The organism is Capnocytophaga sp. oral taxon 338 str. F0234, from assembly GCF_000192225.1.
Classification (GTDB): Bacteria; Bacteroidota; Bacteroidia; order Flavobacteriales; family Flavobacteriaceae; genus Capnocytophaga.
Genome location: NZ_GL872413.1, coordinates 1,842,999 through 1,869,256, shown reverse-complemented (window position 1 = coordinate 1,869,256; position 26,258 = coordinate 1,842,999). Strand labels below are relative to the sequence as shown.

Here is a 26,258-nt window from a genome sequence, read left to right as displayed (position 1 = left end):
ATAGTGAAAAATGCTTAACTATTCACTTTTCGCTTTTTAAAGTTTTTCCTTTACAAAGCTGCTGACCGTAAGGCGGTGTACGCCAAGGATACGCCCAATAGCGGAGTAGGACACTCGCTTGTCCAATAGCTCCTTGATGCGTTTTTCTTGTCCTGTGAGTTTGGTTTTAGCAGATTTGCTTCCTTTGGGGCGCCCTAATACCACACCCTCCGCTTTTTTACGCGCTAAGGCCTCCTTGGTACGTTGACTTATGAGGTTACGCTCAATCTCGGCAGATAGTCCAAAGGCAAAGGCAAGTACCTTACTATTGATATCGCTCCCTAAGCGGTAGTTATCCTTGATTGTCCAGACCTGAATATCACGGTTCATACACTCATTGAGCACTCCCATAATCATCAAGAGGTTACGCCCTAAGCGGGAGAGCTCCGAACAGATAAGGATATCACCCTTTTTCATGCGTTTGAGGAGCTTGCCCAGCCGGCGTTCTTCCACACTCTTGGCACCAGAGATGGTCTCCTCAATCCATTTGTCCACAACCATTTCTTGGTTTTTACAGAATTGATTAATTTCAAAACGTTGGTTCTCTACCGTTTGCTTATCGGTACTGACCCTAATGTATCCATAAATCATGGTATATAAAATTTAGAATTAGAGGGACAAAGTACATAAATTTTTGTACCTTATAGGCCAAGAATAGACTAAAATTATCTGATTTCTGTCTAAAAAAAATAGCGAATAAGGCCTTTATTTTAATCAGCCTTTATGTTCGGCAACATGGGGGAAAGACTACCTTTTCCTCAGACGAAAGTTGGGTGATCCTCTCCGAGATAGAACAACGTATCAAAGCAAAAATAGAAGCCATAGGCACACCACTCAAGGATTGGAATGTTAATATTTATAGGGGTATTCTAACAGGATACAACGATGCTTTCATTATTGATAAAGCTAAGAAAGAGGAAATTTTAGCCAATTGTCAAAGTGAAGAAGAACGTAAGAAAACGGACGAACTTATAAGGCCTATTTTACGCGGCAGGGACATAAAACGTTATGGGTATGACTTCGCTGATTTGTACCTTATAAACACTCATAATGGTGTAAAGGAGAAAGGCATAAAACGTATTCATATAGAGGATTATCCAGCCGTAAAGGCTCATTTGGATTTGTATTATCCACAGTTAGAAAAGCGTGCAGACCAAGGGGACACTCCCTATAATCTAAGAAACTGTGCTTATATCGAGGATTTCTATAAACAGAAAATTGTGTATCCTAATATGACTAAATTTATGCCTTTCTTTTTAGATAATGAAAATTTTTTAGTGAATCAGAAATGTTTTATAATGACAGGTGAAAAGTTAGCTTATTTAACGGCTTTTTTGAACTCAAATATTTTTAAAATATGTTATAGGGATAATTTCCCAGAATTACAAGGAGGTACAAGAGAGCTTTCAAAAATATTTTTTGAACAAATAAGGATACCTTTTTCAAAAGAGATAACAGAACAAGAAATACTTAGCCTAATTGCTAATAGATCGTACAAAAAGATTGAGAATTTGATATATAAAGTCTGCAACTTATCGGAAGAAGAGATAAAGTTTGTTGAAAACCAAAAATAAACTGTTGCTTATTTTGATTTTAAATTGTATTTTTGCACTTAAAAATAATACTATTATGACTGTTACATTTACAATTACGGATGATAATTCATATTCTTTGGCTTTTTTGGAATATATAAAAAAACTTGATTTTATAAAGAATATAAAAATAAAAGAAAAAAAAACAACTTCAGTTAAGCCTTTGGAAGACGACTTAGAAGAAGATGAATATGGTATGCCTATCAAGTACCGAGATGAGATTATGGCACTTTCCAAACAAGCCAATAGGAATATGACTAAACGCTGGGAAGCTGCTATTGCAAAAAAAAGAAAAAGAGCAAGAACATGATAGTCATCTCTGATACAAATATTATCTTTAGTTGTTTCTATACACCTAATGGAGCCATGGCAACCATTCTAAAAAATGAAAAAAATAGGTTACAGTTTATTGCTCCATCCTATCTCTTGGAAGAGGTAAACGAACATCTACCTATTCTGATGGAACGTAATCATCTCACTAAAAAGAAAGCGCTTGATATTCTAAAGGAAGCTACAAAGAATATTATCTTCTATGATTTAGAAGAGATCAAAAAGAAAAATAGAGAAAAAGCTGCTGAAATAGCCAAAGATATAGACCCTGATGATTATCTATTTATAGCACTTCATTTTGAGACGGGACATAAGATTTGGACTTGCGATGCTAAACTTGCTAATGGGTTAAAAGAAAAAGGGTATGATATGTGTATAACAACTAATGAAATTAGAGAAAAAACCTATAAAAAGAAAGAGTAGAATTTCTCTCCTATAAGGGAGGATTTTTATAAACAGAAAATTGTGTGGAAAGCTGTAGGACGAAATTTAGCTTTTTCTATTCTAGAGGAAGGAAAATTTGTAACAGCCCCAGCATCTTTTATCACTTCTAAAAATAGTTTATATTATATTTTAGGTTTTTTATGTAGCTCTTTTGCAAAGTATTTTATTTACAATAATAGTGATACAACAGGAGCTGGTGATATTATGTTGAATATACAATCCCTAGTAAAAATACCTATACCTCAACCTTCTAAAAACAATCAGGAAGAGGTTGAAAATATAATCTCTGAAATCATTGAGGAGAAAAAAGAAAATATAGATACAATACTTTTAGAAAATAAACTTGATGAAATTATAAATAATATTCTTAGTTTAAGCCCTGAAGAGATTGATTTTATCAGATCTTTTTGATTTAAAGAAGCCATAAATTATTTTTATGATTTATGGCTTCTTTAATCAGATACTTTCAATGAAAATTATTTCTTCTTCTGATAGATTATAAAGTTTGTAGACTAATGTGTCTATTTTACTATATTCTTTTTGATCAAGTAATGTAATTATCTCTTGTTCTATTTCTTGAGAAGGTTCTATAATAGGTAATCTAATTAAAGCATGTTTATTATACTGATATCCAGATACTCCTAATTCAATACTAGAAAATATAGATTTATAAGAAAATTCATATAGTCTTGATGATAATAAAGCTATTAGAAATTTAGGCTTATCAGATATTATCATAAAGCAGGTTTTATCAAGCATAACCTTATTTGTATCTAATGCAAAATAGGCTCCTTGTGTTGTCTCTGGGTACACAATTTTCTGTTTATAAAAATCCTCCCAATAATTTGCCCCCCAACGTTGTAAAGCATACCATTCGTAGCGTATTCCTGTCTCTGCTTTATTTCTATTAGAAAGCTCTTCTTTGTATTGTAAAAGATGATTATAAATTGCAGGATACTGATTTTCAAATGCTTTCTCAGCCTCTTTAGAAGCTCCTTTTATTTCAGGTGTTCTTTGATGAAGAGGAAAATGCCAAGGAATGAATAAGAGATAAAGATCCGCAAATTCATATCCATATCGCTTAATATCACGACCACGAAGTATCGGCCTTATAATCTCGGCGCTTTTAGGGTCTTGAGCGATAAGTTCAGCACGCTTCTCTCCGTTGATGATAAAAGCATCATTGAAGCCAGTCTTTATTCCATAATTTATGGATATATTCCATTCCTTGAGTGGTGTGCCTATGGCTTCTATTTTTGCTTTGATACGTTGTTCTATCTCGGAGAGGATCACCCAACTTTCGTCTGAGGAAAAGGTAGTCTTTCCCCCATGTTGCCGAACATAAAGGCTCAATTTTTTTAACTCATTGTCTTTGATGGTACAAGCCCAAGTGTTAAAAGTGGGTTTTTCTTTGACATATAATAGGATATTGACATCCACAGTGGCGGTTTCAAATACCTTTATTCCTGCAAAGTCTACTAAGATAAGTGGATTGGTATGTTCCAAGAAGAACTTACGTGTTGCTTGTCCATAACCTGTGCGCATCCACTTATTGGAGGTGATAAAATTACAAATACCACCTTGTTTGAGTAATTGGTGAGCCTTTTCATAGAATAAACAATAGATATCTCCTGTACGGGCAAAGGTTTCATAGCCTTGTTTTTCATAAAGAGTGTTATGCTTTATGGGAGTTCCTGTTCTTTTGTCTTTTTCAGGACTATCTGTTGTTAAAGAAAAGTATGGTGGATTTCCTATAACTATATCAAAGCCATCGGAGATACCGAACATCCATTCGGGGTCAAAGAAGGAAGCAGAGGCATTTTGGTCATAGGGATTCCAATGAACAAATTCCTTAGCATTATCGGAGGAGGCTTGTCCAAATTCTTCTAATTTTTGAGCAAGTACCTCTCGTAGGGCTTCGTCTTTTTCTCTAAGTTGTTTCTTTTGGTAGGGGTTCTTGGCATAAAAGTGTGCTTTTCGTATCTCTATCAAGGCTTCTCTGATCTCGGAGATAGCAATATCAAATAGACTACCATAGGAGGCTTTCTTTTCTCGTATGCTTATAAGGGTATTGGCTGTGATGAATTTGGTCTCTAAGTTAGGTAGAGTATGTACCCCATAGTTATTTTCAGCATCCGTATTGCTTTCTTTTTGTTCTACAATTAGAGAAATGAAGAAGCGCAGTTTACTGATTTGGGAAGCTATATTCTGGATATCTACTCCATAGATACAGTTTTCTATCAAGTGTAGCTTAAGGTCATAAAGAGAAGTTTCCTCATTGGTGTTCAATTTCTCTAATAGTTGTACCATGCGGCTAAGTATGCCCATGGGGAAGGCACCTGAACCGCAAGCAGGATCGAGAATTTTTACTTTGCGTAGGTATTGTGCTACTTCAGTGCGTAAAGGAGTACTCCACAAGGTAGTAAGTTGTCCATTTTCTTCAAATAGTTCTTCAAGGTTTTCATAGGTAAGCTGAGGCAGATGATTTTTCAGATAGGCTTTAAGAGATTCATCTACCATATAATGTACAACCTCTTTAGGGGTATAGAAACTTCCTGATTGTTTGCGGGCACTTTCTTTGGTCTCAGGGTTGAAGGCTCCTAAGAGGTTCTCAAAAACATTACCCAAGAGTTCGGGATCAAGGGCTACTTGTACGTCATTAGGGCTATTTTCTTCTATGGTAAAGTGGTAGCGATTAAGCAAAGGGAATAAGCCTTTTTCCTTGTCAAAGAAAACAGCATTGGGGATAAAAGCACGATGGGTATAGTGTCCATTGGCTTGAGACCTACGATCATTACGACTAAATCCATCTAAGTGATAGCGTACTCCATCATTACCTTTGTCCTTGTCAAGGCACTCGAAGAGTCCTCCATTAAGGAAAGGGATAGGAGCAAAGAGTTTTATAACCTCCTCTTCACTACAGTTGAACATTTCCTCATAACGGTAGAGCGTCTTGACATCACGAGTGTTTTTAGCTTTAGCAAAGGCACGTTCAGTTACTTTTTTGTTGAGGGTAGCAAAGAATAGGTTTTGCAAGATAGCATTATAATAGCTTCCTTCACTTAGTGAAGTAGGTTTGAAATCTTTAAGAAGCTGATTTAGCGAATCTTCCTCGAATAATTTATTAGGAACTAATTGTTTCTGCTTAATAAACCAGACGAAGAGTACACGGGTAATCAAGCGAATGATTTGTTCTTCCAATTGTACACGGTCATCTTGGTCAGTTTGGGTATCATTGGGATAAGTAACCCCTACTTCTTCCGAGATAGTCCACTGATACCAAGCGAAGAGTTCATTATAGAATTTCTTATTCAAAGTAGAGACATTGAACACTTCTTGCCAATGCTTGTATAGATCTTTGAAAGTCTTTATCTTAGCTGGTATTTTTAGGGTTTCCAATATATCTAAATGTCCACGATGAGGATTTAGGGTATCTATATCTTTTAGAATAGATACCTTACCTATTTTTTCACCTTCGCGGAAGGCCTGTTTGTACTCGGTACGTTCGGCATTGGCAAGAGCAATATGATTTCCATAGCGGAAAAGTACTGCTACAGGCATTGCATTGAAACGACGGTTAAAAAGACGTGTAAGGGTTGAGAGCTCGGTGCGGGTAGCGGTTTTGTCTTCTAAATCTACAGCTATGATGAGCAGCCCTTGGTAATCATAACTAAGCTCATTATCTATTTCAGCTAATGATTTTCCACTAAATACTTCATCAGTTACCATCCCTACCAAATAGATTTCGTTTATTACCTTGTGTTTTTCAGGTTTGTATAAGTTTTTTAAGAAATCTTGAGGAAGGAAAGCTTGTTCTTCAAAAGTTTGAGTTGAAATATTGAGATGCTTAAAAAAAAATGTAGTTGCTTCAAAAAGATTACCACTTTTAAAAGTATGTATAATATTCTCCATAAGTCAGTTTATTTTTTAACGATGAGCCAAGTAATTAAATCCCAATTATCTTTGTTGTATTTTGTACCCATTGTTTGTGTATTTTTCATTCCTTCAATAGCGTTTTTTCTACCTTTGCTGAGTTGGTCTAGCATATCAAGGCTTGCTTTTCCTGCTACCTTTTTGGTATGTCCTTCCCCATCTACAACTACGAGGGCTTGTTGTTGTTCAAACCATTTAGAGAGTGCGTTGGCATAGTGTTTTACTACCTCTTCCTCTCCTATATCTAACTTTTCACAACCATAGCGTGGCGCATTTTTTATCTTGGCGAGATAATTAAGTATTTCGGATTCGTTAAGGAATACTTCTGTTCCTTGGCTATCTATATAGATCAGTCTTAGGTGTTTGTAATCTTTTCTCTCTTTGGCCTTTCTCACAGGCGAGCCTATCAGAGCGATGATACCTTCTTTGGCTTGAGGTTCATCGGTAGAGGATAGGGCTATTCCTGAGAAAATACCATTGGGCAATTGTTCGTAATAGCGCCTTCTTTGGTCAAGCTCTAAGGCCAAGTCTTGTCGGAAATTCTCAAGAGAGAGGTCGTCAAATCCGAATGATTTTTCATCTTCTAAATCATCAATACTCTCTTGCATTTGTTCGAGCATTTTTCTGTTCTGTCTTTCCTCTAAGGTCTCATCAGTCGCAATTTCAGCATAGTTTTCGGTAAAATCCTTAATATCTTCAGATCCTACTACTTTCATGGCGGCCATACGTTTTTCTATACGTGTCTGTAGGTTTAGGTAGTCATTGATATTAGGAGCAGGCCAGAAGTTTACGGTATATACTTGCTGGTTAGGAGAGCCGATTCGGTCAATACGTCCTACACGCTGAATGGCACGTACAGGGTTCCAGTGGATATCATAATTGATTACCATATCGGCATCTTGGAGGTTCTGTCCTTCACTAAGTGCATCGGTGGCAATGAGAATATCAATGGGGGTTTGTAGCTGTTGTTCTACTTTTTTATCTATAGTAACTACCCATTCTTTCCATGCTTCAAAACGCTTTATAGGGTCTTGTATATCAGATGAAAATTCTTCCCATTTGCGTTCGGTAAAGAGTTTGGTGAAGGGGGCAAAACGCTCTAAGATAGGTTCAAAATTTTTGACCAGTTCTCCATTATAATCAGTAATAGCCCCTTCTCCACTGATCATGGCGATTTTGGAGAAGCCACGAGCGGAGAGTTGATCAAAGAGATACTGGGCAGTATCTCGGTAAGTGGTGAAGATAATCACTTTAGGATTGTGGGAGTATTCACTCTTTTGTTGGAGTACTTTGATAAGTTCTTGGAGCTTGGTATCACTACTTTTGGATAGGTTATCGTCCTCTAACTCTTGAGCTATCACTTCTGAAAAATAATCCATACCTTTAGAAAGTCCTTTGAGTTTAGAAATATCCCTTTTCAAAGATTTTTCAAAAAGAGTTAAGTTGCCTGCATTTTCTATATCCGAAAGTTTTATTTCTCTTTTTCCAATTGTATATTCCTGCAAATCCTCTTCTTCATCATCAGTAAACATAGAGTTTTGTGATAGGGTTTCACAACTTTTATATTTCTGGTAGTTTTCTATTTTACTTAAAACATTCTGATGATGTTGTAAGATTTTATTTACTGTAGTATGAAAGGAATACCAACTGGATTCTAGACGTTTTAAAAGTAAAATATACATCATTTTTACTAAAAAACGATCACGTGCTACATCATCTTCCAAAATATTTTCACCCGAATAAACACCTTTTTTTTCGTCTCTCCTTCGTTGTGTTCTCTCATCGCTTGTAAGAGTATAATAATTAGGCTGATACCCTGAAAGAATAGGTGGGAATTTGTGTATTAATTCATCAAGAGAATCTACTTCCAACATAATCTTAGGAGTGATATACTTATTCTGTGGTTTGGCCTTGATAGGAAAAGAGAGATTATGCTGTTGTCCTATAATCATTTTCCTTGTACGCGCTACGATGAGCGAATCGGTGAGTTTATAGAAAAAAGGATCAAACGAACGGGTGAGTTCGGTAATAGGGGCGTTCTTCTTTTCCTGCCAACGGTTGAAATGATTGGTAGTCTTGTTGAATAAATAATATAGGTTCTCTATATCCAGACTTTCTTTGAAGGCAGCATTGTTATCCTTGGTCAGGAGCTTGATTTGGTTACGTATATCTTTGAAAGAGTTATTGATAGGAGTTGCTGAAAGGAGTAGTATTTTTACTTCCTTATTTTTCTTAATAATCTCTTCTAATAGGTATTGAAAACGTTTAGACTTATCATTGCGCAAGTTATGACTTTCATCAATGACGATGAGTTTAGGAGTGTTATTGACAAAGTTGTAGTCTTGTCTATCTTCTTTGTAATGAGGTTTTTGCATGAGATTCTCATCCAAGTCGGTATGAAAACGAATGGCAAAGTTTAAGCGGTCAGCCTCAAATCGTGAATTATGCCTTACCTTATATTTGAGCCAATTATAATGTAATTTCTTAGGACAAAATAGGACGACATCATAGTCTCTATTTTGGTAAAACTTCATTACTGCTAGTGCTGTCCAAGTCTTTCCAAGCCCCACTGCATCGGCTAAGATCGCCCCTTTGAACTGTTCTAATTTGCGGATAAGACTTTCTGCACCCTTTTGTTGGAACTCATATAAGGCGTTGTATATCTCAGAGCTTTTGAGTCTGTCGATACTTCTGGCAAGGTCAGGGTTGTTGATGCTGAGTTGTACATCTTTGGCAAAGTATTCGAAGAGAATTTTGTAATAGATATCTTTAGGGAGGAAGTCCTTGAATAACTTAGCAATTTCTTGGATAAGATATTCTTTGAAATCTACTTTGGTTTCTTTACCTTGCTCATCGGTAAGATATTTTTCCGTATGAGCTTTTGGGTGCTCCCATAAGGCATTGAACCAGTCTAAGATAGCCTCATATTGGGTGTCTCCTAGCCCTCCTATATTTAGTTCAAAATTGTCAGAAGTTTTAAGACCTATACCAGCTTCAGTAAGGTTTGAACTTCCTGAGAGGAAAAAGTTCTTATGTTCAACAAGTTCTTTATCATGTGTCTTGTGTATATATACTTTTGCATGGCAGAAATTAGGTTCCAAGGTTTTTAGAGCAACTTTGTCTAACTTCAGAAAAGCAACAGCTTCTTTAGCAAGACTTTTAAGTTTAAGTGCTTTTTCAAGACTTAGATCAGCATTGAGTAGATCTAAGGAGCTTATTTCAATAGTATCTCTTTGAGTAATATCTCCCAAGATAATACGATATTGTGCTATCTTATCATTTGTGATTTTCACAAAATAAAGGAGGGCACCAATAGTAAAAAAACCTGTTACTATAGAAAAATCACCTGAACTACTGAAAGTTAAGTTTTCTTCTATCCAATTGTATACTTTTTTGCTTTTAGAATGATTATCTACTAACATATTGATCTTAAATAATTATTTTATATATTTGTTTAAGGAAAATACCCTTTTAGATTAGCTCCTGCAAAGATACCACTTTTTATGCAAAAATCAAGGAAAAGGAGTATGAGAAGTGTCTAGGTAAGAGAGTGAGGTATTTCCATCCTATGTGTTAATTAATCATTAATAATTGATCATTAATAATTGTTTTCGTACCTTTGCATGTTTGTAAAGAATCAACTCATGATAAAACCAAAAACAAGAGAACAAATAGAGATTATGTATGAGAGTGCTCAGATAGTTTCTCGTACATTGGGAATGCTTGCCAAGGAAATAAAACCTGGGGTAACTACTTTATACTTAGATAAATTAGCGGAGGACTATATACGTTCACAAGGAGCGAAGCCTGGTTTTTTGGGCTTATATGATTTTCCTAATACTTTGTGTGTAAGCCCTAACGCTCAGGTTGTACATGGAATTCCTAATAGCAAACCTTTACAAGAAGGGGATATTATTTCAGTGGACTGTGGTGCTTTAAAAAATGGTTATTATGGAGACCATGCTTATACGTTCCCTGTGGGAGAAGTAGCTCCAGAAGTGGCAGAACTTTTGAAGGTAACTAAGGAGTCCTTGTATATAGGTATACGAGAATTCAAGCTTGGTAATAGGGTGGAAGATGTAGGATACGCTATACAGACTTATTGTGAAAGGCATGGTTATGGAGTGGTAAGAGAACTCGTAGGTCATGGAGTAGGAACTAAAATGCATGAAGATCCTGAGATGCCTAATTATGGAAGAAAAGGAAAGGGAAAGAAATTTGTAGAAGGGATGGTGGTAGCTATAGAACCTATGATTAATTTGGGAACCAAGAATATCAAACAACTCCGTGATGGATGGACTATCCTCACTCGCGATGGAAAACCTTCTGCGCATTTTGAACATGATGTAGCCTTAGTAGAAGGAAAGCCTAAGTTGCTTTCTACCTTTAAGTACATTTATGAGGCTTTGGGAATAGAAAGTCATGAAGAGGATGAATTTCTGTATAAATAATGAGGTTGATTAAGACAATTCTCAATACTATTCCACGTCCTTGGCTCATACGGATGAGCTATTGGATACGTCCTGTCTTGGTATATTATTACAAAGGGAATAGGTATACTGATCCTATTGATGGTAGTACTTTTCGTACCTTTCTTCCGTATGGTTATGGGAAAGTGAGAGAGAATGTACTCTCTCCCTCTACCTTATCTTTAGAAAGGCATCGCTTATTGTGGCTATATTTGCAGAGAAATACCCAATTTTTCTCAAAGCCTTTGAAAGTATTACATATTGCACCTGAACAGGCTTTCTATAGGCGATTTAAAAAACAACCCAACTTACAATATATTACCTCTGATTTATATTCACCCTTAGCGGATGTAAAGGCAGATATTTGTAGTTTACCTTTTGAAGAGGGACAATTTGATGTGGTTCTTTGTAATCATGTTCTTGAGCATATTCCTGATGATACTCAAGCGATGAAGGAACTTTATCGAGTAATGAAAAAAGGAGGGTGGGGAATATTCCAAGTACCACAAGAATTAGACAGGGAGAAGACTTTCTCAGATGATTCTATTACAGATCCTAAGGAGCGGGCACGTATTTTTGGACAATATGATCATGTACGTATTTATGGTAGGGATTATTTTGATAAACTTCATAAAATTGGTTTTGAAGTACACCCCATACCTTGTACGGATATTGCTACTGACAAAGAGATAGAAAAATATTGCTTAGTGAAAAATGAAATACTCCCTATCTGTAAGAAATAACAGTAGGGAGTTTTAATATTTTTACAAGATTGAGAAATCACACAAAGAAAACAATTAATAGCTGTGCCACCATAATTCTCAGAAATGTAGTGAGCGGATATACACTTGCATAAGTAAGAGCGGGGATATCAGAAGAGGTGATATCATTGGCAAAGGCAAGCGCTGGTGGGTCGGTAGAGGCTCCTGCTAAGAGCCCACAAGTTTCTAAATAATTGAGCTTACCTCGCCAGCGAGATATCCACACTGTAATTATAAGAGGCACTAAGGTGATGATAGCTCCCAATCCCATCCAGAAGAAACCATCTCCTTCTGTAAGGGTATTGATGAAATTTTGTCCTGCCTCCAAACCTACACTGGCTAAGAAGAGCACAATTCCAATCTCTCGTATCATTAGGTTCGCACTCTGCGATACATAGTGCGTTACTGAGAAACGACCTCCGTAACGGCTAATGAGAATAGCTACAATCAAAGGACCTCCTGCTAATCCTAATTTCACAGGGACAGGGACGCCTGGAATATGGAATGGAATACTTCCTACCAATACTCCTAAGGTGATTCCTAAGAAGAGTTCTGCTATATGAGGTGTACTTAATCGTTTTTTAGAATTTCCAAATTCTTTGCTTGCTATTTTAATATGTTCCTCATCACCTACAATAGTGATGGTATCTCCGAATTGCAGTTTGGTGTCGGGGGATGGAATGAATTCAATTCCTGCACGATATACGCGTGTTACTGTAACACCAAAACGTCCATACACATTCATTTCCGCTAATTTTTTGGTGTAAGCCTCTTTCTGAGTAACATTAATACGACGGGAGATGAATTTCTTCTCTTTTCTTTCTTCAGGAAAAAATTGTTCTATCTTAACAGGTTCTCCTATAAGAGTTTCTAACTTCTCTGCATATTGCTTATCTACCACAAAAAGAATAATATCCCCTTTCTCTAAAATAATGTAATCATTGGCTAAAATAACTTCTTCATTTTTGAAGATTCTAGAGCAAATAAAGTTAAATTCTAATGTCTGGTGAATGGTACTTACCTTCTTACCAAATAAGGCAGGATTCTCTAATTTTAGAGCAACACGTACGATGGTGGAATGTTCTGCACGGTGTTTAAAGCCATGTAAGCGTTTTTCAGCTTCTATATTGATTTTGAGGAATGCTTTCATTCCCAACATTACAAGGATAATTCCCAATACTCCGAAAGGATAAGCCACAGCATATCCGGTAGAGAGTACCGAGTCAGATACATTGGAGGATAGGTCATTGAGTGTTGCTTGAGCAGCTCCCAGTCCAGGAGTGTTGGTAACTGCTCCGGACATAATCCCTACCATAGTAGCCATATCTATTCCTGTAGAGTAGTGAATAATAATAACTGTTAACATACAGGTTAATACCACTAATATGGCAAAAGCGTTGAGCTTAATTCCTTCTCGCTGGAAAGAAGCAAAGAAACCAGGTCCTACTTGCAAACCAATGGTATAAACAAATAAAATAAGTCCGAATTCCTTCATGAAATGCTGTACATGTGCATTCACTGTAAACCCAAAATGGGAAGCTACAATTCCTGCAAAAAGAACACAAGCAATTCCAAAAGAAACTCCAAAGACACGAACTTTCCCCAGAGCTACCCCTACAGCAATTACAATACTATAGATGATTACCGTATAGGCTACGCTCTCATGGTTGGTCATCAAGTTTAAAAACCATTCCATAAAATACAAACTGTTAATTAATTATTAATTTAATCTCCTTTTTCTTTAGATAGAAATCCCTTATCTAAGCTATTAGTATCTAAAGCATTTGCTAATAGCTCTTCATTTTCAATGCGTTGCCTGTATATATCAATGGCTGTATATACGGCTTGTCGGAAGGAACTTTCATCAGCGATCCCCTTATCGGCAATTCCGTAAGCCGTACCATGATCGGGAGAGGTACGTATTTTGGAAAGTCCTGCAGTGAAGTTGACCCCTTTACCAAAAGACATTACTTTAAAAGGAATAAGTCCTTGGTCATGATAAGGTGCAATAATTCCATCAAAATACTTGTAATCTGACATAAAAAAACTATCAGCACTATAAGTGCCAAAAACCAAGATTCCTTCATTATAAAGTTTCTGTATTACAGGATGAACAATTTTTTCTTCTTCATCACCAATAACCCCTTGGTCTCCGCAATGAGGATTGACCCCTAATACAGCTATTTTAGGACGAATAATGCCAAAGTCCATGCGTAGAGAAGTTTCCATCAGGCGGATCTTTTTCTCTACGAGTTCTTGATTGAGATTCTTTACGACATCTTTTAAAGGAAGATGATCGGTAAGGAGTCCCACGCGGAGTTCATCTGATACCATGAACATAAGGCTTTCCCCTTCCAATTCTTGAGCTAAATAGTCCGTATGTCCAGGGAAATGAAAGTGCTCAGATTGGATATTTTTCTTATTAATAGGAGCTGTAACCAATACATCCACAGCGCCTTCTTTGAGTGCTGAAACGGCAGCTGTGAGGGATTCTAAGGCACACTTGCCACTCTCAGGAGTGGGAATTCCTAACTGAATAGGAGGGAGCTCCCGCCAGATATTCATTACATTGATTTTGTGTTCAATGATAGAACTCAAATGGATGATTCCATTGTAGGCAAAATCTATCCCAAATTGCTTTTTCCCAAAAGCTATCACTTTATTAGAAGCAAATAGGACAGGAGTACAGAAATCCAACATGCGCTCATCAGCAAATGTTTTCATTACTACTTCTAAACCTACACCATTGAGATCACCCACAGAAACTCCTATACGAATATTTGTTTTTTCTGTCATTTTTTTGTTAATTTGCATCGCCTTTCAGCACATGCGTTTGGAAGTGCAAAAATACGTAATTTTATTGAAAATGTTTACAGGAATTGTTGAAAAAATTGGTAGAATAGCAAAAATTACTTCTCAAGGTAAAAATTGCCACTTTTTTATAGAAAGCCAGCTTGCTGCCGAACTTAAAATAGACCAAAGTGTGGCTCATAATGGAGTCTGTCTTACGGTAGTAGGAATTGAAAATCAGCAGTATGAAGTAGTGGCTATAAATGAAACGCTTCAAAAAACAAGTCTTAGTACTTGGCAGGTAGGCGACATGGTCAATTTGGAACGTGCTATGAAACTCGGTGACCGCTTGGACGGACATATTGTACAGGGGCATGTGGATCAGACAGGCCTTTGCCACTCTATAGAGGACGCTCAGGGAAGTCGTGTCTTTACCTTTCACTACGATCCTTCTCTTGGCAATATGACCATAGAGAAAGGTTCTATTACTGTCAATGGAGTGAGCCTTACGGTAGTAAATTCTCAGAAAGGTGTTTTCTCTGTGGCAGTAATTCCTTATACTTACGAACATACGTCCTTTTATACTCTTAAAGAAGGAGATGTGGTGAATTTGGAGTTTGATGTCATAGGCAAGTATGTCTTGGCAAAGGTAAATGCTTTGAAACTTAAAAATTAAGATTTATGAAAAAAATCATCTATTTTCTTTCAACTCTATTTTTTTTTAGTTGTCATTTTTTTTCAAAGACTTCTGAAGAAACTACCTCAGAGGAGTTAAAAGAGCCCCCTATTGTGGCAGGTGATTATCCACAAGAAGATGATGGCTATCCACAGGTGGATACTGTGCCTGATTATAGCCCCAATATTCCCGATGGGGAGAGTAATATTGTCTTCAAAAGGGAGAAGGGGGAGGCAATCCTTATGGGGGATACCATTACTACCTATGATAAAAGAGGAAGATTCTTGGAATATCGCACGGATATAGATCGGAAGTTTGTTACGATCAAGGCTATTTCGGAACTGATGTATAATGATACCCAAGAGTATTGTAATGAGTATCATTTTGTAAAGGCCGAATTACCCAATGGAGAGCCACTTATTTTAGACGGAAGGCGTGTCTATAAGCTCTTAGAGAAACCTTTTGAAAAAGTGTTTGGCGCTTCTCAAGCCATTAAGATCTATCATGCCGACTATTACGGAGTAAGAGTGTCCGATGACGATGGGCTTACAGGCTGTGGTGCGCCCTTTGAACCCGCAGTATTGGTTTCTGTAGATGGGTTCAAGGGATTAGTTACTTTACAGAAAAATGATTTCGCTCTTGAAGCCTTTGGGTATGACCATCCATCAAGAAAGAAAGTAGATTTCTTTGAACTTGCTGATAATGACGGATTTGGTGATGAAGTGAAAAAAGCAACACAAACCCCTAATGGTATTGTCCTTGCTATACATAGAGATTTTCAAGAAGGATATACCGATTATAAAGTGCTTATAACCAAAGAAAAAGATATGTATAGTGCCGTCTATTTAGACTTTCCTGAAACAAAATATGATGAACCTTAAGAATAGGGAATAACAAGCTATCTCATTTACAATGGACAACAATTCCAAACAAAAAAAGCTTAAGCGACATAAGAATATTGCTTTAGGCTTACTACTGTTAATGTTATGCATCTATATAGGTGCTGTTATAGGACAGAGAAAAGCTCCTGAACTTGTTTTTGTAGGCTATATAAAAGCCTTTGCAGAGGCTGCTATGGTGGGAGCTCTTGCTGATTGGTTCGCTGTAACAGCCCTTTTTCACAAACCTTTAGGACTGAATATTCCTCATACAAATCTCATTGAAGAGCGAAAGAATGATATAGGAGAGAACTTGGGAAGTTTTGTGGTAGAAAACTTTCTCAAACCCCAACAGATACGTCCTTATATTATTAAAATTAAGCTATCATCATTTGTGCTTGAGTGGCTCTCCAGAGAGAATACTCCTTCTCAAATGAATGGTTTTCTAAAAACATATCCAATTCACACGAAAGCAAGAGAGTTCTTGGTTCAGTTTTTGGAAGGAGATAAATATGAAACTATCCTTTCACAATCTCTTGAAAAAATAGCTATTTATCTTCAAAAGCATCAGGATTCCCTACAGAGAGAAATAGAAGGGCAGTTTCCATTATTAGTACCTACTTTCATTAGAGAAGCTATTGCAAAGAAAGTAAGTGAAGGATTCTATCTGTACTTATTGAAAATGTCTCAGGATGCTCATCACCCTATTAGAACTGAGATTACCCAGGAGTTCTATCAGCTTTCTCAAGCCTTCAATACCCCTTATTGGGAGCAACAATTCATAACCTTATTACAAAAAGGAGTAGTATACTTTACTCAAGAATTGCAGGATAACACGATGTTACAAAATCAGATAGATGCTTGGGCGCAAAAAATGGTATATCAATTTGTTTTGAAAAATAAGGAAGAAGTAGGGATGCTCATTAGCCATACAGTGGAGAATTGGGAAGGAAAGCAACTGAGTAAAAAATTGGAATTGGAAGTAGGGAAAGATCTTCAGTTTATTCGAGTTAATGGTACTTTAGTAGGAGGATTAGTAGGTTTGTTTATTTACTTTCTTACACAATTTTTCTAAGAGCTGAATTTTGACTATCTTTGCACTTTGAAAACAATCATGTATGAATTTTGAGTTATTAAAGACCGATGAGGTAACCAAAGCTCGTGCGGGGCGTATTATTACAGATCATGGGGTGATAGAGACACCTATTTTTATGCCTGTAGGAACAGTGGCTTCTGTAAAAGGAGTACAGCAACGAGAGCTTAGTGAGGATATTAATGCAGATATTATATTAGGAAATACGTATCATCTCTACTTACGACCTACTACTTCCATACTGGAGCAAGCAGGGGGCTTACATAAGTTTATGCATTGGGACAGAAATATCCTTACCGATAGTGGAGGTTATCAGGTCTATTCTTTTTCAAGTACTCGAAAAATAAAAGAAGAAGGAGTAAAGTTTAAAAGTCATATTGATGGATCTTATCATTTTTTCTCTCCTGAAAAATCTATGGAGATTCAGCGGAGTATAGGAGCAGATATTATGATGGCATTTGATGAATGTACTCCTTATCCATGTGAATACGAGTATGCAAAACGCTCTATGCACATGACTCATCGTTGGTTAGACCGTTGCATTATTTATTTACGAGAAAATGCTCCTAAATATGGTTATAATCAGTCACTATTCCCTATTGTTCAGGGCTCTGTATATCCAGATTTACGTAAGATTTCTGCGGAATATATTGCAGAGAAACAAGCAGATGGAAATGCTATTGGAGGGCTTTCCGTAGGGGAGCCTGTAGAGAAGATGTATGAAATAACAGAGCTTGTATGTGATATCCTCCCTAAAGAAAAACCTCGCTATCTTATGGGAGTAGGAACACCCATTAATATATTAGAAAATATAGCCTTAGGAGTAGATATGATGGATTGTGTAATGCCTACCCGTAATGCTCGTAATGGTATGCTCTTTACCGCTTATGGAACTATTAATATCAAAAATAAAAAATGGGAAAATGATTTCTCTCCTATTGATGAGGATGGCTATACTTTTGTGGATACTTATTATACTAAGGCTTATCTCCGTCATCTTTTCGCAGCAGAGGAATTTCTAGGGAAGCAGATAGCTACGATTCATAACTTAGGCTTTTACTTATGGCTGGTACGTGAGGCAAGAAAACATATTTTACAAGGAGATTTTCTCCAATGGAAAAATCAAATGGTTAGCCAGATGAATAACCGTTTGTAGTGCATAGATAAACTTATGAGGAATGAAAATAATTGACAGATATATACTCAAGCGCTACTTCTTAACATACTCTGCTCTTTTTTTGATGTTTATTCCCATTGGAATTTTGGTAGATTTTGCTGAGAAGAATCAGAAAATGACTGACAATCACGCCCCTACAGAGGCTATTATTAAGTATTATGCTAACTTTGTAATACATTTTGCTAATATTCTTTTTCCTATTTTTCTTTTTCTTTCGGTGATATGGTTCACTTCTAAATTAGCTGAGAAAACGGAAATTGTAGCGATGCTTAGTTCAGGTATTTCTTATAATAGATTCTTGCGACCATACTTCTATGGAGCGACTATACTTTCAGTATTTGTCTTGATAATGGGGATGTTTGTTGTCCCTTATTCCAGTGGAGTGTATAATGAATTTTATGGTACTTATCTTTCGCCTAACCTTTACTCTAAGGGCTCTCGCCTATATAATCAGGTCAATAAGAATGAATATATTTATGTTAGTAGTTTTGATGCAAATAACAATCAAGGTTCAGATTTTGTTCTAGAACGCTTTGATGGACTAAAGATGACTGACAAAATTACAGCAAGTAACATTCAATGGATAGAGAATGATAGCATAAAGACTTACCGCCTTTCCTATTATACACATCGCAAAGTGGGAGAGTTTGATGATATTTATGAACAGGTGATTCAAAAGGATACATTGTTAAATTTCAAAACAACAGACTTACTGCCTATAGAATATGCAGCGGAAACTAAGAACTTCTTTGAATTGAACAAATTTATTGCTGAAGAGCGTCAAAAAGGATCACCAAACATTCGCATTTATGAACTGGTATACTATCGCCGTTGGGCAGCTATCTTTAATGTATTTATATTGACTATTATAGGAGTAGCGGTTTCCTCTGTTAAGAAAAGAGGAGGCATGGGAGTGAATTTGGCTTTTGGGGTACTTATTGGATTCTCGTATGTATTCTTCGAGCGTATCTTTGGAATTATGGCAGAAAAATCAGGAATCACCCCCCTTATGGCAGTCATTATCCCCAATGCGATGTTTGCCTTATTGGCAGTTTATATGATACGGAAATCAAGGAGGTAAGTCAGTGGTTAGTTATTAGTGCTCAGTGGTTAGTAACTCAAAATTTTTATTATGTCAGTAATTGCTAAATTGTACTTTGACGGAGGAGAAAGAACACTTTCCTCATATTGGTTTGAAATGAAAAGGGGAGGAGGCTTTGGAAATCAAGTACCGACCTTTCCTAATAAAATGACCTTTAAGTTGGAATTTGACCTTGAAAAAGGAGATGAATTTTTTACTCGTTGGATGGTCAAGCAAGAAAGCCAACGGGTAGAAATAGTTCTTTATGACATTCGCTGGAAACGGGTGGTAGAGCGTTTTGAGCTGATTTATTGTACTCCTCTAAAGTTCGAAACTCTCTTTGACCATCAAAGAGGTTCCAAGAATCTCTTAGTGATTGATGCTCTTACCATGATCACCAATGAGGTATATTATACAGATATGCGCTTTGGTGCGTATCTTACGGGGGAGATTGAAAGACCTAAGAAGAAAAAAGAGGATACAACTCCAAAAATAATAGACTATTATTTGACGGATAAACATCAAAATATCTTTAAAGATAATTTAAAAAGTCATATAGGAGAAAAAATTTGGATTAATATTAATAGTGAAAATCTTATAGGATAAAAAATAATCCTAAATCTAAATCAAAAAGAAGTAGATTTTGAGTATCAAGGGAAACGACTTGAAAATGATATTCTAAGAGATTTTAAAATGACAAAAGATTTTGAAAGTATTGAACTGACAATCATTGAACCTAAAGCAAATAATCATGAGTGAAAAAATTATAGAAAAGGTAGGAATAACTCTGCAAGTACCTTGTATAGGATATGAGAGGACTATAAATTTGATGATTGAAAAGAAGATCAGATTTGCTATTTTTGTAATACAAGGGCTGCTCAAAGAGGATCCTGAGATTGGAGAAGAAAAAGCTGTTTATCCTACAGATATAGATTATGAAGGATTAGGGAAAATTAAAAATTTAGAATCACAAGACACAATAGTTAATATCTATCTCTCTTCTACATTAGAGAATACAAAAAATGCTGTTTTAAGAGAAATTAAAGATTTAAGGAAAGTAGATGAAAGCATAAAAATTATAATGGTTGGTCATAGTATGGGGGCTGATAATATTGTAGAATTAACAAAAGAAAATAGAGATATCATATTTAATTTTATTATTTTACTTGATATAAAAGATGCAACATCATATGGTATACTTTCAATAGATGATGATAATATAAATGAAAATGTAGAAAATGTTATAAACTACTATCAAGAGGGAGAAAAAACGGGTATTGGAGGAGAAAAAATAGAAATAATTAATCCCCAAAAAACAAAAGGGGTCAATATACTATCTCCTGGTTCAAATCATCGTTCTATTGATAATGATTTAAAATATTTTATAATTGAAGATATTATTAACTTTAAAAAAGGAAAAGATGCTGTAATGATAGCAAAGAATAGAAAACTACCTATTTTCAGACCCAGTGACTCTGATTCAGAAGATGTATTAAATTTTAAACCAAGATGGGAAAATCTTTCTACTCCCATTACAATTGAAGAAATATCAAACCCTTCTAATAAGTAAAAAATGAAATTAAAGAAAAATAATGAAAAAATTTATAAATTTCTCGTTATAACAGATATTATTTCTGTTTTATTTCTATTCTTATATCTTTGTTATTGGAAAAAATATATGAATGATTATATGTATTATATTTTATCTATATATATCCCCGCTATAGTTATTGTAGCTTTTCTTATATTTTTTATTTGTAAAGTAAGAAGGATATTATCTTTGTTTTTTATTCTATTTAATATTCTTATTATTTACATTTCTATTAGAAATATTATAAAAGTTCTATATGGATAGCGTCTAATAAATATAAGGCTATAGACCTATAAAGGACTATAATATAACACAAAAACTAAGTAATGTCGGAAAGAATTTTCCTACACTACACAAAGTAATACACCAAGTAAAATCTTGGATAAGAGATATATACTCTTAGGTTTCAGAGCTTAATATAACTGTTATTTGGCGGAGTATAGTTTTAGAATCAATCGTTCACAGATATGCGCTTTGGTGCGTATCTTACGGGGGAGATTGAAAGACCTAAAAAGAAAAAGGAAGAAGAAGATTCTTTTGATGTAGATTTTGATATAGAATAGTTTATTATGAATAATGACACCTTTGTTCCACTTGGTATAAGATCCTATGATGGTTCTTATGAAAGTAAATATATTATGATCCCCTATACCATCTCAGGGAGCAATGCTAAAAAGTTAACCATCCAGATACGGAATGGAAGTACTGAACTCTACAAACAAGAGTTTACAGCTTCCAGTTCTCTTTCTGTAGGCAAACACTATTGGTCATGGGATGGCTTTGACAACGAGGAATCTTGGATACTGAAATACTTACAAAAGGCAACTTAAACTGCAAGATCACAGCCGTTAGCCAAAAAGGAAATGTTTTTACCAAGTTCAAAGACCTTAAGTTTTCTTATAAACAGGTAAATTGGGTAGATGTTCGAATAGATCGTCCTAATAAAATAATACAAGCGACAGTACGTATCAATCTGAGAGATGGAGGAGCTGTAGGACTAGATTCTGAATTAAAAGCATATGTAGCTGCAAGAGGTATGGGAAGTGAAGAGACAGTACTTTTAGAGATGGTTCCTTCTGATATTGTTAAAAAATATGGGCAACCAACCTTGAAGGCTCGTACTCGTAGTTTTGAAGATTTAAGAGACTTGGCATTACAAGGAGTAGAGAGATATTGGTCTCGTCGGGCTACTAACTGGGTAGGAAAGAATGTGAAAATAGGAGACGATTTTTATCAAGTTATTGTAAAAGGTTGTGTTCGTTCTAATGTAGATGATTTGCCTGTAAGAGACATAGTTGTATATTTTCCAAGCAATAGTGAAGATTATAGTTTTAGGAATATTCTTCTCGCTACAGATATAAAAACTAATGAAAAGGGGCTTTTTTATATTAGAGAGAATAGACAAGATATAAAAGAATATCTATTTTATCTGATATATCATGATTCTATTATCAAAGAAGTTAATCTAAAGGATAATAAAAGTATGAACTCTTTCTTAGAAGAGAGAAAAAAGGATACATTTGATATTGGAATTGTATATTTTGAAAAGCTAAAAGACAAAGAATAGTGTTTTGGTTGTTTTAAAATTATAGCAATTATTATGAGATTGAAAGAACCGTAGCTTCTGAGTTTGATGTCATACATTTAATAGGCTTAACTAAAATGAAAGTAGAATGAAAAGGATAATATTTTTAATAATATCATTGTTATTGGTAGGTTGTTATGAGGCAAAGTATTTATCAATTCCTTATATAAAAGGAAATTTGTATTCTAAGGAAGATAACAAACCTATTGCTGGAGCAGCTATATATAAATCGCTATTTATTGTATGAAGATTCCCAGAAAGGAGATGTACAAACAGATAGGGATGGTTATTTTTATATAGAAGGTCTTATAACAAATAAAAGAAGTTCTATGGAGAAGACCTATTGTAGAAAATTTTTTAAGAGAAAAGACTCTATAGTTAAGATTCTTGATTTGGACGAGGAAAGATATAAAAAATGTATGGATAGGGATACTTTCAACTTAGGCATTCTTTATCTTGAGGACTTGAAAAGTGTAAAGTTAGGAAATTATAAATATGAAGTTATAGAGGATACGCTCACTCAATAGATTGTGCTGAGAAATAGATCTCATGATATATCCTTTCTGAAGAAGATTTAAAGGATTATTATGGCTAACTAAAATGAATATAATCTTATGAAAAGGGGAGGAAAATTATTATGTATATCCATAGCATTAGGAGTTATCTGTTGTAAGCCTATAATATATGATGATCCATATAAGATAATTACTATCAAAGGGTGGGTGTTAGATACAGAAAATATCCCTTTGGATAGTGTAGAGATCTTAAATTTCAAAAATGAGATTTTGGCTTATTCTAATAAAAATGGGTATTTTGAGATACATGAAGAAGAGCATATTCTTCATGATGATGTTTTCTTTCAAAGAGCTAATTATATAACAGACATAATAAGGTATTATGTTTTTAGTGAGATAAGAGGCAAATGGTTCCCTTATTCAGGCCTTGATACTATTATTCTGAAAAAGGAAATAAAGGCTAACTAAAATGAATATAATCCTATGAGAGCATTATTTTTCTAATCTATACTAATAGACTGTTATAATACGAAAATGCCCACAGATAAGATAATCACCAGAAGAGGTTGGGTGATGGATGTCTTTTTCAGACCTTGATACCATTGTTTTAAAAAAGAATAATAGGTTATAGCTAACTAAAATAGACATAATTCTATGAAAAGGTAGATTCAGTTGATAAAGGGAATTTTGACTGTCAAAATTTGTTGCTTAGAAAAAAATAACATCATTCGAGAGTAAGACGATGTAAAAATAGATCGATCGGTAAAATTAGATTGTCAAATGAACTTGTTGTAAATACAATGGCTTTGTTTGATTGTCAGAAGTCTTGGAAAGGAATCATATAATGTCATAAATAATTATAAATTGGGATATATGAAAGGTTGTTGGCTATTTTTGATATGTATATTCTCCTCTTCGTGTTTGGTTTCACGAATGGCAAGTCCTATTATAACAGGGCGGATATTGGATTATGCAGGAAATCCTATTGAACAATGTCAAGTAGGAGAGTTTCTTACAGATAAAGAAGGATATTTTAGAATTCCTGAAAAAAGATATCACGAATTTACCTTTATCGGATTTGAAGCTCCTCCTGTTTTTGTGAATTTGATAGTTAGAAAAGAAGGCTATGAATCGGATACTATAGTTATGTACAACCCATTTGGAGGAGCTGCCCAGAAGGGAACTGTTTGGGAAGCATACGATATTTATCTAAAACGAATAGGAGAAAAAATACCAATAAAGAAAGCAATTGAGGATATAGAATGGGAGATAGTCTATGTAAAAGAAGGTAACGAACTTATGGGATTCCCTAATGTAGAGAAGGAAAATATACCTCCCACTCGTAAAGTAAATAATAAAAGAGAGTTATTTAAATATAAGAAAGAGGAGAGTTATTCAGGACAAAGAAAATTTTATCCAGCAACAAGTATGTTGTTTAGTAAAAATGAATTGTGCTTTTATGAATATTTGGATGAAGAAATGACTAAGGACACAACCTACTATGGAAAATATCAGTTTGTTTCTGATAGTATCCTTCAAATAGAGATGAACCATCCAAAAATTAAAGGCAGGTATCGTGTTGGAGAATTCGAGAAGTATTTTTTTAGGCTGAAGGCAATAAATAAGTAATTAACGTATAAAATAGATAAAAATGAATTTACTAAAAGGAAAGACCGCTATTGTTACCGGAGGTAGTCGTGGCATAGGAGCTGGAATTGTAAAGGCTTTTGTAGAACAAGGAGCTAATGTAGCTTTTACTTTCTATGGAACTGCTGTAGAAGAAGCAGAGGCTGAGATACAAGAACTCAATGGTAAGGGAGCTAAAATAGCTTTCTATCAGAGTAATGCAGCTGATTTTGAGTCTTGCGAGGAACTTATTAATAAAGTACTAGAAGACTTTGGAGGAATTGATATTTTGGTAAACAATGCAGGAATTACCAAGGATAACTTACTGATGCGTATGAGTGAGGCAGATTTTGATAAAGTGATTGCTGTAAATCTTAAGTCTATCTTTAATATGACTAAGGCAGTACAGAAGATATTCCTAAAACAACGCAGTGGTAACATTATCAATATGAGCAGTGTGGTAGGGGTACAAGGTAATGCTGGACAAGCTAATTATGCTGCTTCTAAGGCAGGTATTTTGGGTTTTACCAAGTCAGTAGCTTTGGAATTAGGCTCTCGAAATATTCGTTGTAATGCCATTGCTCCTGGTTTTATAGAGACTGAAATGACAGCAAAACTTGCTCCTGAAATAGTGGAAGGTTGGCGTAATGCTATTCCACTTAAGCGAGGAGGAACTGCAAAAGATATTGCCAATGCCTGTGTATTTTTAGCTTCTGATATGAGTTCCTATATTACAGGACAAGTACTCCGTATAGATGGGGGAATGATAACTGCTTAATGTAAAGGAATATTTACTGGCATGAGAAATCATCTCATGCCAGTTTAATATTTTTTAACAAATGTGTTAATAACTTTGTTTTGCCAATCGTAAAAATCGCCGTACTTTTACCCTCTGAAAAAAGAACAAGATATTATGGGCAAAATCATAGCCATAGCCAATCAAAAAGGAGGTGTTGGGAAAACTACCTCTTCTATTAATTTAGCGGCTGCCTTAGGTGTTTTGGAAAAAAAAGTACTCCTAATAGATGCCGATCCACAAGCGAATGCTACTTCTGGATTAGGAATAGAAGTAGAAGGAGTAGAGCGAGGAACGTATGAAGTATTGGAGCATTCTGCAACAGCAGAAAGTACTATCCTCAAGACGAATTCTCCTAACTTAGATCTTATTGCAGCACATATTGATCTGGTAGCTATTGAAATTGAATTGGTAGATAGACCACGAAGAGAGTATATGCTCAGGGAAGCTTTAGCTCCTATTAAGGATCGATATGATTATATTATTATTGATTGTGCTCCTTCTTTAGGATTACTTACTTTGAATGCACTTACTGCAGCAGATTCAGTAATTATTCCTATTCAATGTGAGTATTTTGCCTTAGAAGGATTAGGAAAGCTTCTTAATACTATCAAAAGTGTGCAAAAAATACATAATCCTGCATTGGATATAGAAGGATTACTCCTTACCATGTATGATTCTCGTTTACGACTTTCTAATCAAGTGGTGGAAGAGGTACAAAAACACTTTAGTGAAATGGTTTTTGAAACTATTATTCAACGAAATATTCGCCTTAGTGAAGCACCTAGTTTTGGAGAAACAATTATTAGTTATGATGCAGCTAGTAAGGGAGCTGCCAATTATATTAGTCTGGCAGAGGAAATTATCAAAAAGAATAGTTAG

At 35.3% G+C, this 26,258-nt stretch carries 25 protein-coding genes and 1 pseudogene; 21 read left to right on the top strand and 5 right to left on the bottom strand.

Annotated elements, in window-relative coordinates:
* Nucleotides 1–36 precede the first annotated feature (36 nt).
* A complete protein-coding gene (locus HMPREF9071_RS08435; RefSeq protein WP_009746198.1) occupies nucleotides 37–630 on the bottom strand; it encodes a master DNA invertase Mpi family serine-type recombinase in 594 nt (197 codons plus the stop codon).
* A 182-nt stretch (nucleotides 631–812) separates the two neighbouring features.
* Here HMPREF9071_RS08435 and HMPREF9071_RS08430 point away from each other — a divergent pair, with 182 nt between their 5' ends.
* The 4 genes from HMPREF9071_RS08430 to HMPREF9071_RS08415 are packed head-to-tail and all read left to right on the top strand — an operon-like array spanning nucleotide 813 to nucleotide 2,816.
* Nucleotides 813–1,613 carry a TaqI-like C-terminal specificity domain-containing protein gene (locus tag HMPREF9071_RS08430; RefSeq protein ID WP_009746197.1) on the top strand — a complete coding sequence of 267 codons (801 nt, stop codon included), beginning with the start codon at nucleotides 813–815 and terminating at the stop codon, nucleotides 1,611–1,613.
* A 55-nt stretch (nucleotides 1,614–1,668) separates the two neighbouring features.
* On the top strand, nucleotides 1,669–1,941 hold the full coding sequence (locus HMPREF9071_RS08425) for a hypothetical protein (RefSeq protein WP_040358486.1): 273 nt from the start codon (nucleotides 1,669–1,671) through the stop codon (nucleotides 1,939–1,941).
* Nucleotides 1,938–2,384, top strand: coding sequence for a PIN domain-containing protein (locus HMPREF9071_RS08420; RefSeq protein WP_009746195.1), 447 nt, complete (start codon nucleotides 1,938–1,940; stop codon nucleotides 2,382–2,384). Before HMPREF9071_RS08425 ends, HMPREF9071_RS08420 begins: the two co-directional genes overlap by 4 nt.
* Nucleotides 2,385–2,426: 42 nt before the next feature.
* The gene (locus HMPREF9071_RS08415) at nucleotides 2,427–2,816 is read left to right on the top strand and encodes a type IIS restriction enzyme R and M protein (RefSeq protein ID WP_009746194.1); all 390 of its coding nucleotides are present in this window, start codon (nucleotides 2,427–2,429) and stop codon (nucleotides 2,814–2,816) included.
* Between the two features lie 45 nt (nucleotides 2,817–2,861).
* Here the strand turns inward: HMPREF9071_RS08415 and HMPREF9071_RS08410 are convergent, their stop codons facing one another.
* Complete coding sequence (locus HMPREF9071_RS08410) at nucleotides 2,862–6,317, bottom strand: Eco57I restriction-modification methylase domain-containing protein (protein WP_009746193.1); 3,456 nt, start codon at nucleotides 6,315–6,317, stop codon at nucleotides 2,862–2,864.
* A gap of 8 nt (nucleotides 6,318–6,325) precedes the next feature.
* The gene (locus tag HMPREF9071_RS08405) at nucleotides 6,326–9,760 is read right to left on the bottom strand and encodes a helicase-related protein (RefSeq protein ID WP_009746192.1); all 3,435 of its coding nucleotides are present in this window, start codon (nucleotides 9,758–9,760) and stop codon (nucleotides 6,326–6,328) included.
* A 222-nt stretch (nucleotides 9,761–9,982) separates the two neighbouring features.
* Between HMPREF9071_RS08405 and map the strand changes: the two genes are divergently transcribed.
* Nucleotides 9,983–10,789, top strand: a complete 807-nt coding sequence (gene map, locus HMPREF9071_RS08400) for a type I methionyl aminopeptidase (RefSeq protein WP_040358478.1) — start codon at nucleotides 9,983–9,985, stop codon at nucleotides 10,787–10,789.
* Nucleotides 10,789–11,550, top strand: a complete 762-nt coding sequence (locus tag HMPREF9071_RS08395; RefSeq protein ID WP_009746190.1) for a class I SAM-dependent methyltransferase — start codon at nucleotides 10,789–10,791, stop codon at nucleotides 11,548–11,550. Before map ends, HMPREF9071_RS08395 begins: the two co-directional genes overlap by 1 nt.
* Nucleotides 11,551–11,587: 37 nt before the next feature.
* On the opposite strand, the gene HMPREF9071_RS08390 is transcribed toward HMPREF9071_RS08395, so the two are convergent.
* Both HMPREF9071_RS08390 and pdxA read right to left on the bottom strand, forming a co-directional pair.
* Nucleotides 11,588–13,264, bottom strand: coding sequence for a putative transporter (locus HMPREF9071_RS08390; protein WP_009746189.1), 1,677 nt, complete (start codon nucleotides 13,262–13,264; stop codon nucleotides 11,588–11,590).
* Between the two features lie 29 nt (nucleotides 13,265–13,293).
* A complete protein-coding gene (gene pdxA / locus HMPREF9071_RS08385; protein WP_173301486.1) occupies nucleotides 13,294–14,364 on the bottom strand; it encodes a 4-hydroxythreonine-4-phosphate dehydrogenase PdxA in 1,071 nt (356 codons plus the stop codon).
* 70 nt (nucleotides 14,365–14,434) lie between these two features.
* Here pdxA and HMPREF9071_RS08380 point away from each other — a divergent pair, with 70 nt between their 5' ends.
* From HMPREF9071_RS08380 to HMPREF9071_RS08315, 15 genes and pseudogenes are all read left to right on the top strand, one after another.
* Nucleotides 14,435–15,034 carry a riboflavin synthase gene (locus tag HMPREF9071_RS08380; protein ID WP_040358477.1) on the top strand — a complete coding sequence of 200 codons (600 nt, stop codon included), beginning with the start codon at nucleotides 14,435–14,437 and terminating at the stop codon, nucleotides 15,032–15,034.
* Between the two features lie 5 nt (nucleotides 15,035–15,039).
* Nucleotides 15,040–15,915 (top strand): hypothetical protein, encoded by an 876-nt coding sequence (locus tag HMPREF9071_RS08375; protein WP_009746186.1) that lies wholly within the window; start codon nucleotides 15,040–15,042, stop codon nucleotides 15,913–15,915.
* A 31-nt stretch (nucleotides 15,916–15,946) separates the two neighbouring features.
* Nucleotides 15,947–16,987, top strand: coding sequence for a DUF445 domain-containing protein (locus tag HMPREF9071_RS08370; protein ID WP_009746185.1), 1,041 nt, complete (start codon nucleotides 15,947–15,949; stop codon nucleotides 16,985–16,987).
* 43 nt (nucleotides 16,988–17,030) lie between these two features.
* Nucleotides 17,031–18,161, top strand: coding sequence for a tRNA guanosine(34) transglycosylase Tgt (gene tgt / locus HMPREF9071_RS08365; protein ID WP_009746184.1), 1,131 nt, complete (start codon nucleotides 17,031–17,033; stop codon nucleotides 18,159–18,161).
* Between the two features lie 22 nt (nucleotides 18,162–18,183).
* Nucleotides 18,184–19,263, top strand: a complete 1,080-nt coding sequence (locus HMPREF9071_RS08360; protein ID WP_009746183.1) for an LptF/LptG family permease — start codon at nucleotides 18,184–18,186, stop codon at nucleotides 19,261–19,263.
* Between the two features lie 51 nt (nucleotides 19,264–19,314).
* Entirely contained in the window at nucleotides 19,315–19,869 is a 555-nt protein-coding gene (locus HMPREF9071_RS08355) for a hypothetical protein (protein ID WP_009746182.1), read from the top strand.
* Nucleotides 19,870–20,014: 145 nt separating this feature from the next.
* A complete protein-coding gene (locus HMPREF9071_RS08350) occupies nucleotides 20,015–20,833 on the top strand; it encodes a hypothetical protein (RefSeq protein ID WP_009746181.1) in 819 nt (272 codons plus the stop codon).
* 301 nt (nucleotides 20,834–21,134) lie between these two features.
* A pseudogene (locus HMPREF9071_RS12020) lies at nucleotides 21,135–21,400 on the top strand (hypothetical protein); the annotation flags it as partial.
* A gap of 23 nt (nucleotides 21,401–21,423) precedes the next feature.
* Nucleotides 21,424–21,684 (top strand): hypothetical protein, encoded by a 261-nt coding sequence (locus tag HMPREF9071_RS08345; protein WP_009746179.1) that lies wholly within the window; start codon nucleotides 21,424–21,426, stop codon nucleotides 21,682–21,684.
* Nucleotides 21,651–22,421 carry a hypothetical protein gene (locus HMPREF9071_RS08340; protein ID WP_009746178.1) on the top strand — a complete coding sequence of 257 codons (771 nt, stop codon included), beginning with the start codon at nucleotides 21,651–21,653 and terminating at the stop codon, nucleotides 22,419–22,421. The genes HMPREF9071_RS08345 and HMPREF9071_RS08340 overlap by 34 nt, the downstream gene beginning before the upstream one ends.
* A gap of 257 nt (nucleotides 22,422–22,678) precedes the next feature.
* Nucleotides 22,679–22,966, top strand: a complete 288-nt coding sequence (locus tag HMPREF9071_RS08335; protein ID WP_009746176.1) for a hypothetical protein — start codon at nucleotides 22,679–22,681, stop codon at nucleotides 22,964–22,966.
* Between the two features lie 87 nt (nucleotides 22,967–23,053).
* Nucleotides 23,054–23,422 (top strand): hypothetical protein, encoded by a 369-nt coding sequence (locus HMPREF9071_RS08330; RefSeq protein WP_009746175.1) that lies wholly within the window; start codon nucleotides 23,054–23,056, stop codon nucleotides 23,420–23,422.
* Nucleotides 23,423–23,887: 465 nt separating this feature from the next.
* Nucleotides 23,888–24,583 carry a hypothetical protein gene (locus HMPREF9071_RS08325; RefSeq protein WP_009746173.1) on the top strand — a complete coding sequence of 232 codons (696 nt, stop codon included), beginning with the start codon at nucleotides 23,888–23,890 and terminating at the stop codon, nucleotides 24,581–24,583.
* A 22-nt stretch (nucleotides 24,584–24,605) separates the two neighbouring features.
* A complete protein-coding gene (gene fabG, locus HMPREF9071_RS08320; RefSeq protein WP_009746172.1) occupies nucleotides 24,606–25,358 on the top strand; it encodes a 3-oxoacyl-[acyl-carrier-protein] reductase in 753 nt (250 codons plus the stop codon).
* A 135-nt stretch (nucleotides 25,359–25,493) separates the two neighbouring features.
* Entirely contained in the window at nucleotides 25,494–26,258 is a 765-nt protein-coding gene (locus HMPREF9071_RS08315) for a ParA family protein (protein WP_009746171.1), read from the top strand.

Excerpts from the sequence above, each read along its gene's own strand:
- map (WP_040358478.1), top strand. The coding sequence starts at position 9,983 with ATGATAAAACCAAAAACAAGAGAACAAATAGAGATTATGTATGAGAGT.
- HMPREF9071_RS08405 (WP_009746192.1), bottom strand. The coding sequence starts at position 9,760 with ATGTTAGTAGATAATCATTCTAAAAGCAAAAAAGTATACAATTGGATA.
- HMPREF9071_RS08325 (WP_009746173.1), top strand. The coding sequence starts at position 23,888 with ATGGCAAGTCCTATTATAACAGGGCGGATATTGGATTATGCAGGAAAT.
- HMPREF9071_RS08380 (WP_040358477.1), top strand. The coding sequence starts at position 14,435 with ATGTTTACAGGAATTGTTGAAAAAATTGGTAGAATAGCAAAAATTACT.
- HMPREF9071_RS08360 (WP_009746183.1), top strand. The coding sequence starts at position 18,184 with ATGAAAATAATTGACAGATATATACTCAAGCGCTACTTCTTAACATAC.
- HMPREF9071_RS08370 (WP_009746185.1), top strand. The coding sequence starts at position 15,947 with ATGGACAACAATTCCAAACAAAAAAAGCTTAAGCGACATAAGAATATT.
- HMPREF9071_RS08375 (WP_009746186.1), top strand. The coding sequence starts at position 15,040 with ATGAAAAAAATCATCTATTTTCTTTCAACTCTATTTTTTTTTAGTTGT.
- HMPREF9071_RS08390 (WP_009746189.1), bottom strand. The coding sequence starts at position 13,264 with ATGGAATGGTTTTTAAACTTGATGACCAACCATGAGAGCGTAGCCTAT.
- HMPREF9071_RS08435 (WP_009746198.1), bottom strand. The coding sequence starts at position 630 with ATGATTTATGGATACATTAGGGTCAGTACCGATAAGCAAACGGTAGAG.
- HMPREF9071_RS08425 (WP_040358486.1), top strand. The coding sequence starts at position 1,669 with ATGACTGTTACATTTACAATTACGGATGATAATTCATATTCTTTGGCT.
- tgt (WP_009746184.1), top strand. The coding sequence starts at position 17,031 with ATGAATTTTGAGTTATTAAAGACCGATGAGGTAACCAAAGCTCGTGCG.
- HMPREF9071_RS08315 (WP_009746171.1), top strand. The coding sequence starts at position 25,494 with ATGGGCAAAATCATAGCCATAGCCAATCAAAAAGGAGGTGTTGGGAAA.
- HMPREF9071_RS08330 (WP_009746175.1), top strand. The coding sequence starts at position 23,054 with ATGAAAAGGGGAGGAAAATTATTATGTATATCCATAGCATTAGGAGTT.
- HMPREF9071_RS08410 (WP_009746193.1), bottom strand. The coding sequence starts at position 6,317 with ATGGAGAATATTATACATACTTTTAAAAGTGGTAATCTTTTTGAAGCA.
- HMPREF9071_RS08420 (WP_009746195.1), top strand. The coding sequence starts at position 1,938 with ATGATAGTCATCTCTGATACAAATATTATCTTTAGTTGTTTCTATACA.
- fabG (WP_009746172.1), top strand. The coding sequence starts at position 24,606 with ATGAATTTACTAAAAGGAAAGACCGCTATTGTTACCGGAGGTAGTCGT.
- pdxA (WP_173301486.1), bottom strand. The coding sequence starts at position 14,364 with ATGACAGAAAAAACAAATATTCGTATAGGAGTTTCTGTGGGTGATCTC.
- HMPREF9071_RS08395 (WP_009746190.1), top strand. The coding sequence starts at position 10,789 with ATGAGGTTGATTAAGACAATTCTCAATACTATTCCACGTCCTTGGCTC.
- HMPREF9071_RS08345 (WP_009746179.1), top strand. The coding sequence starts at position 21,424 with ATGAATAATGACACCTTTGTTCCACTTGGTATAAGATCCTATGATGGT.
- HMPREF9071_RS08355 (WP_009746182.1), top strand. The coding sequence starts at position 19,315 with ATGTCAGTAATTGCTAAATTGTACTTTGACGGAGGAGAAAGAACACTT.
- HMPREF9071_RS08350 (WP_009746181.1), top strand. The coding sequence starts at position 20,015 with ATGAGTGAAAAAATTATAGAAAAGGTAGGAATAACTCTGCAAGTACCT.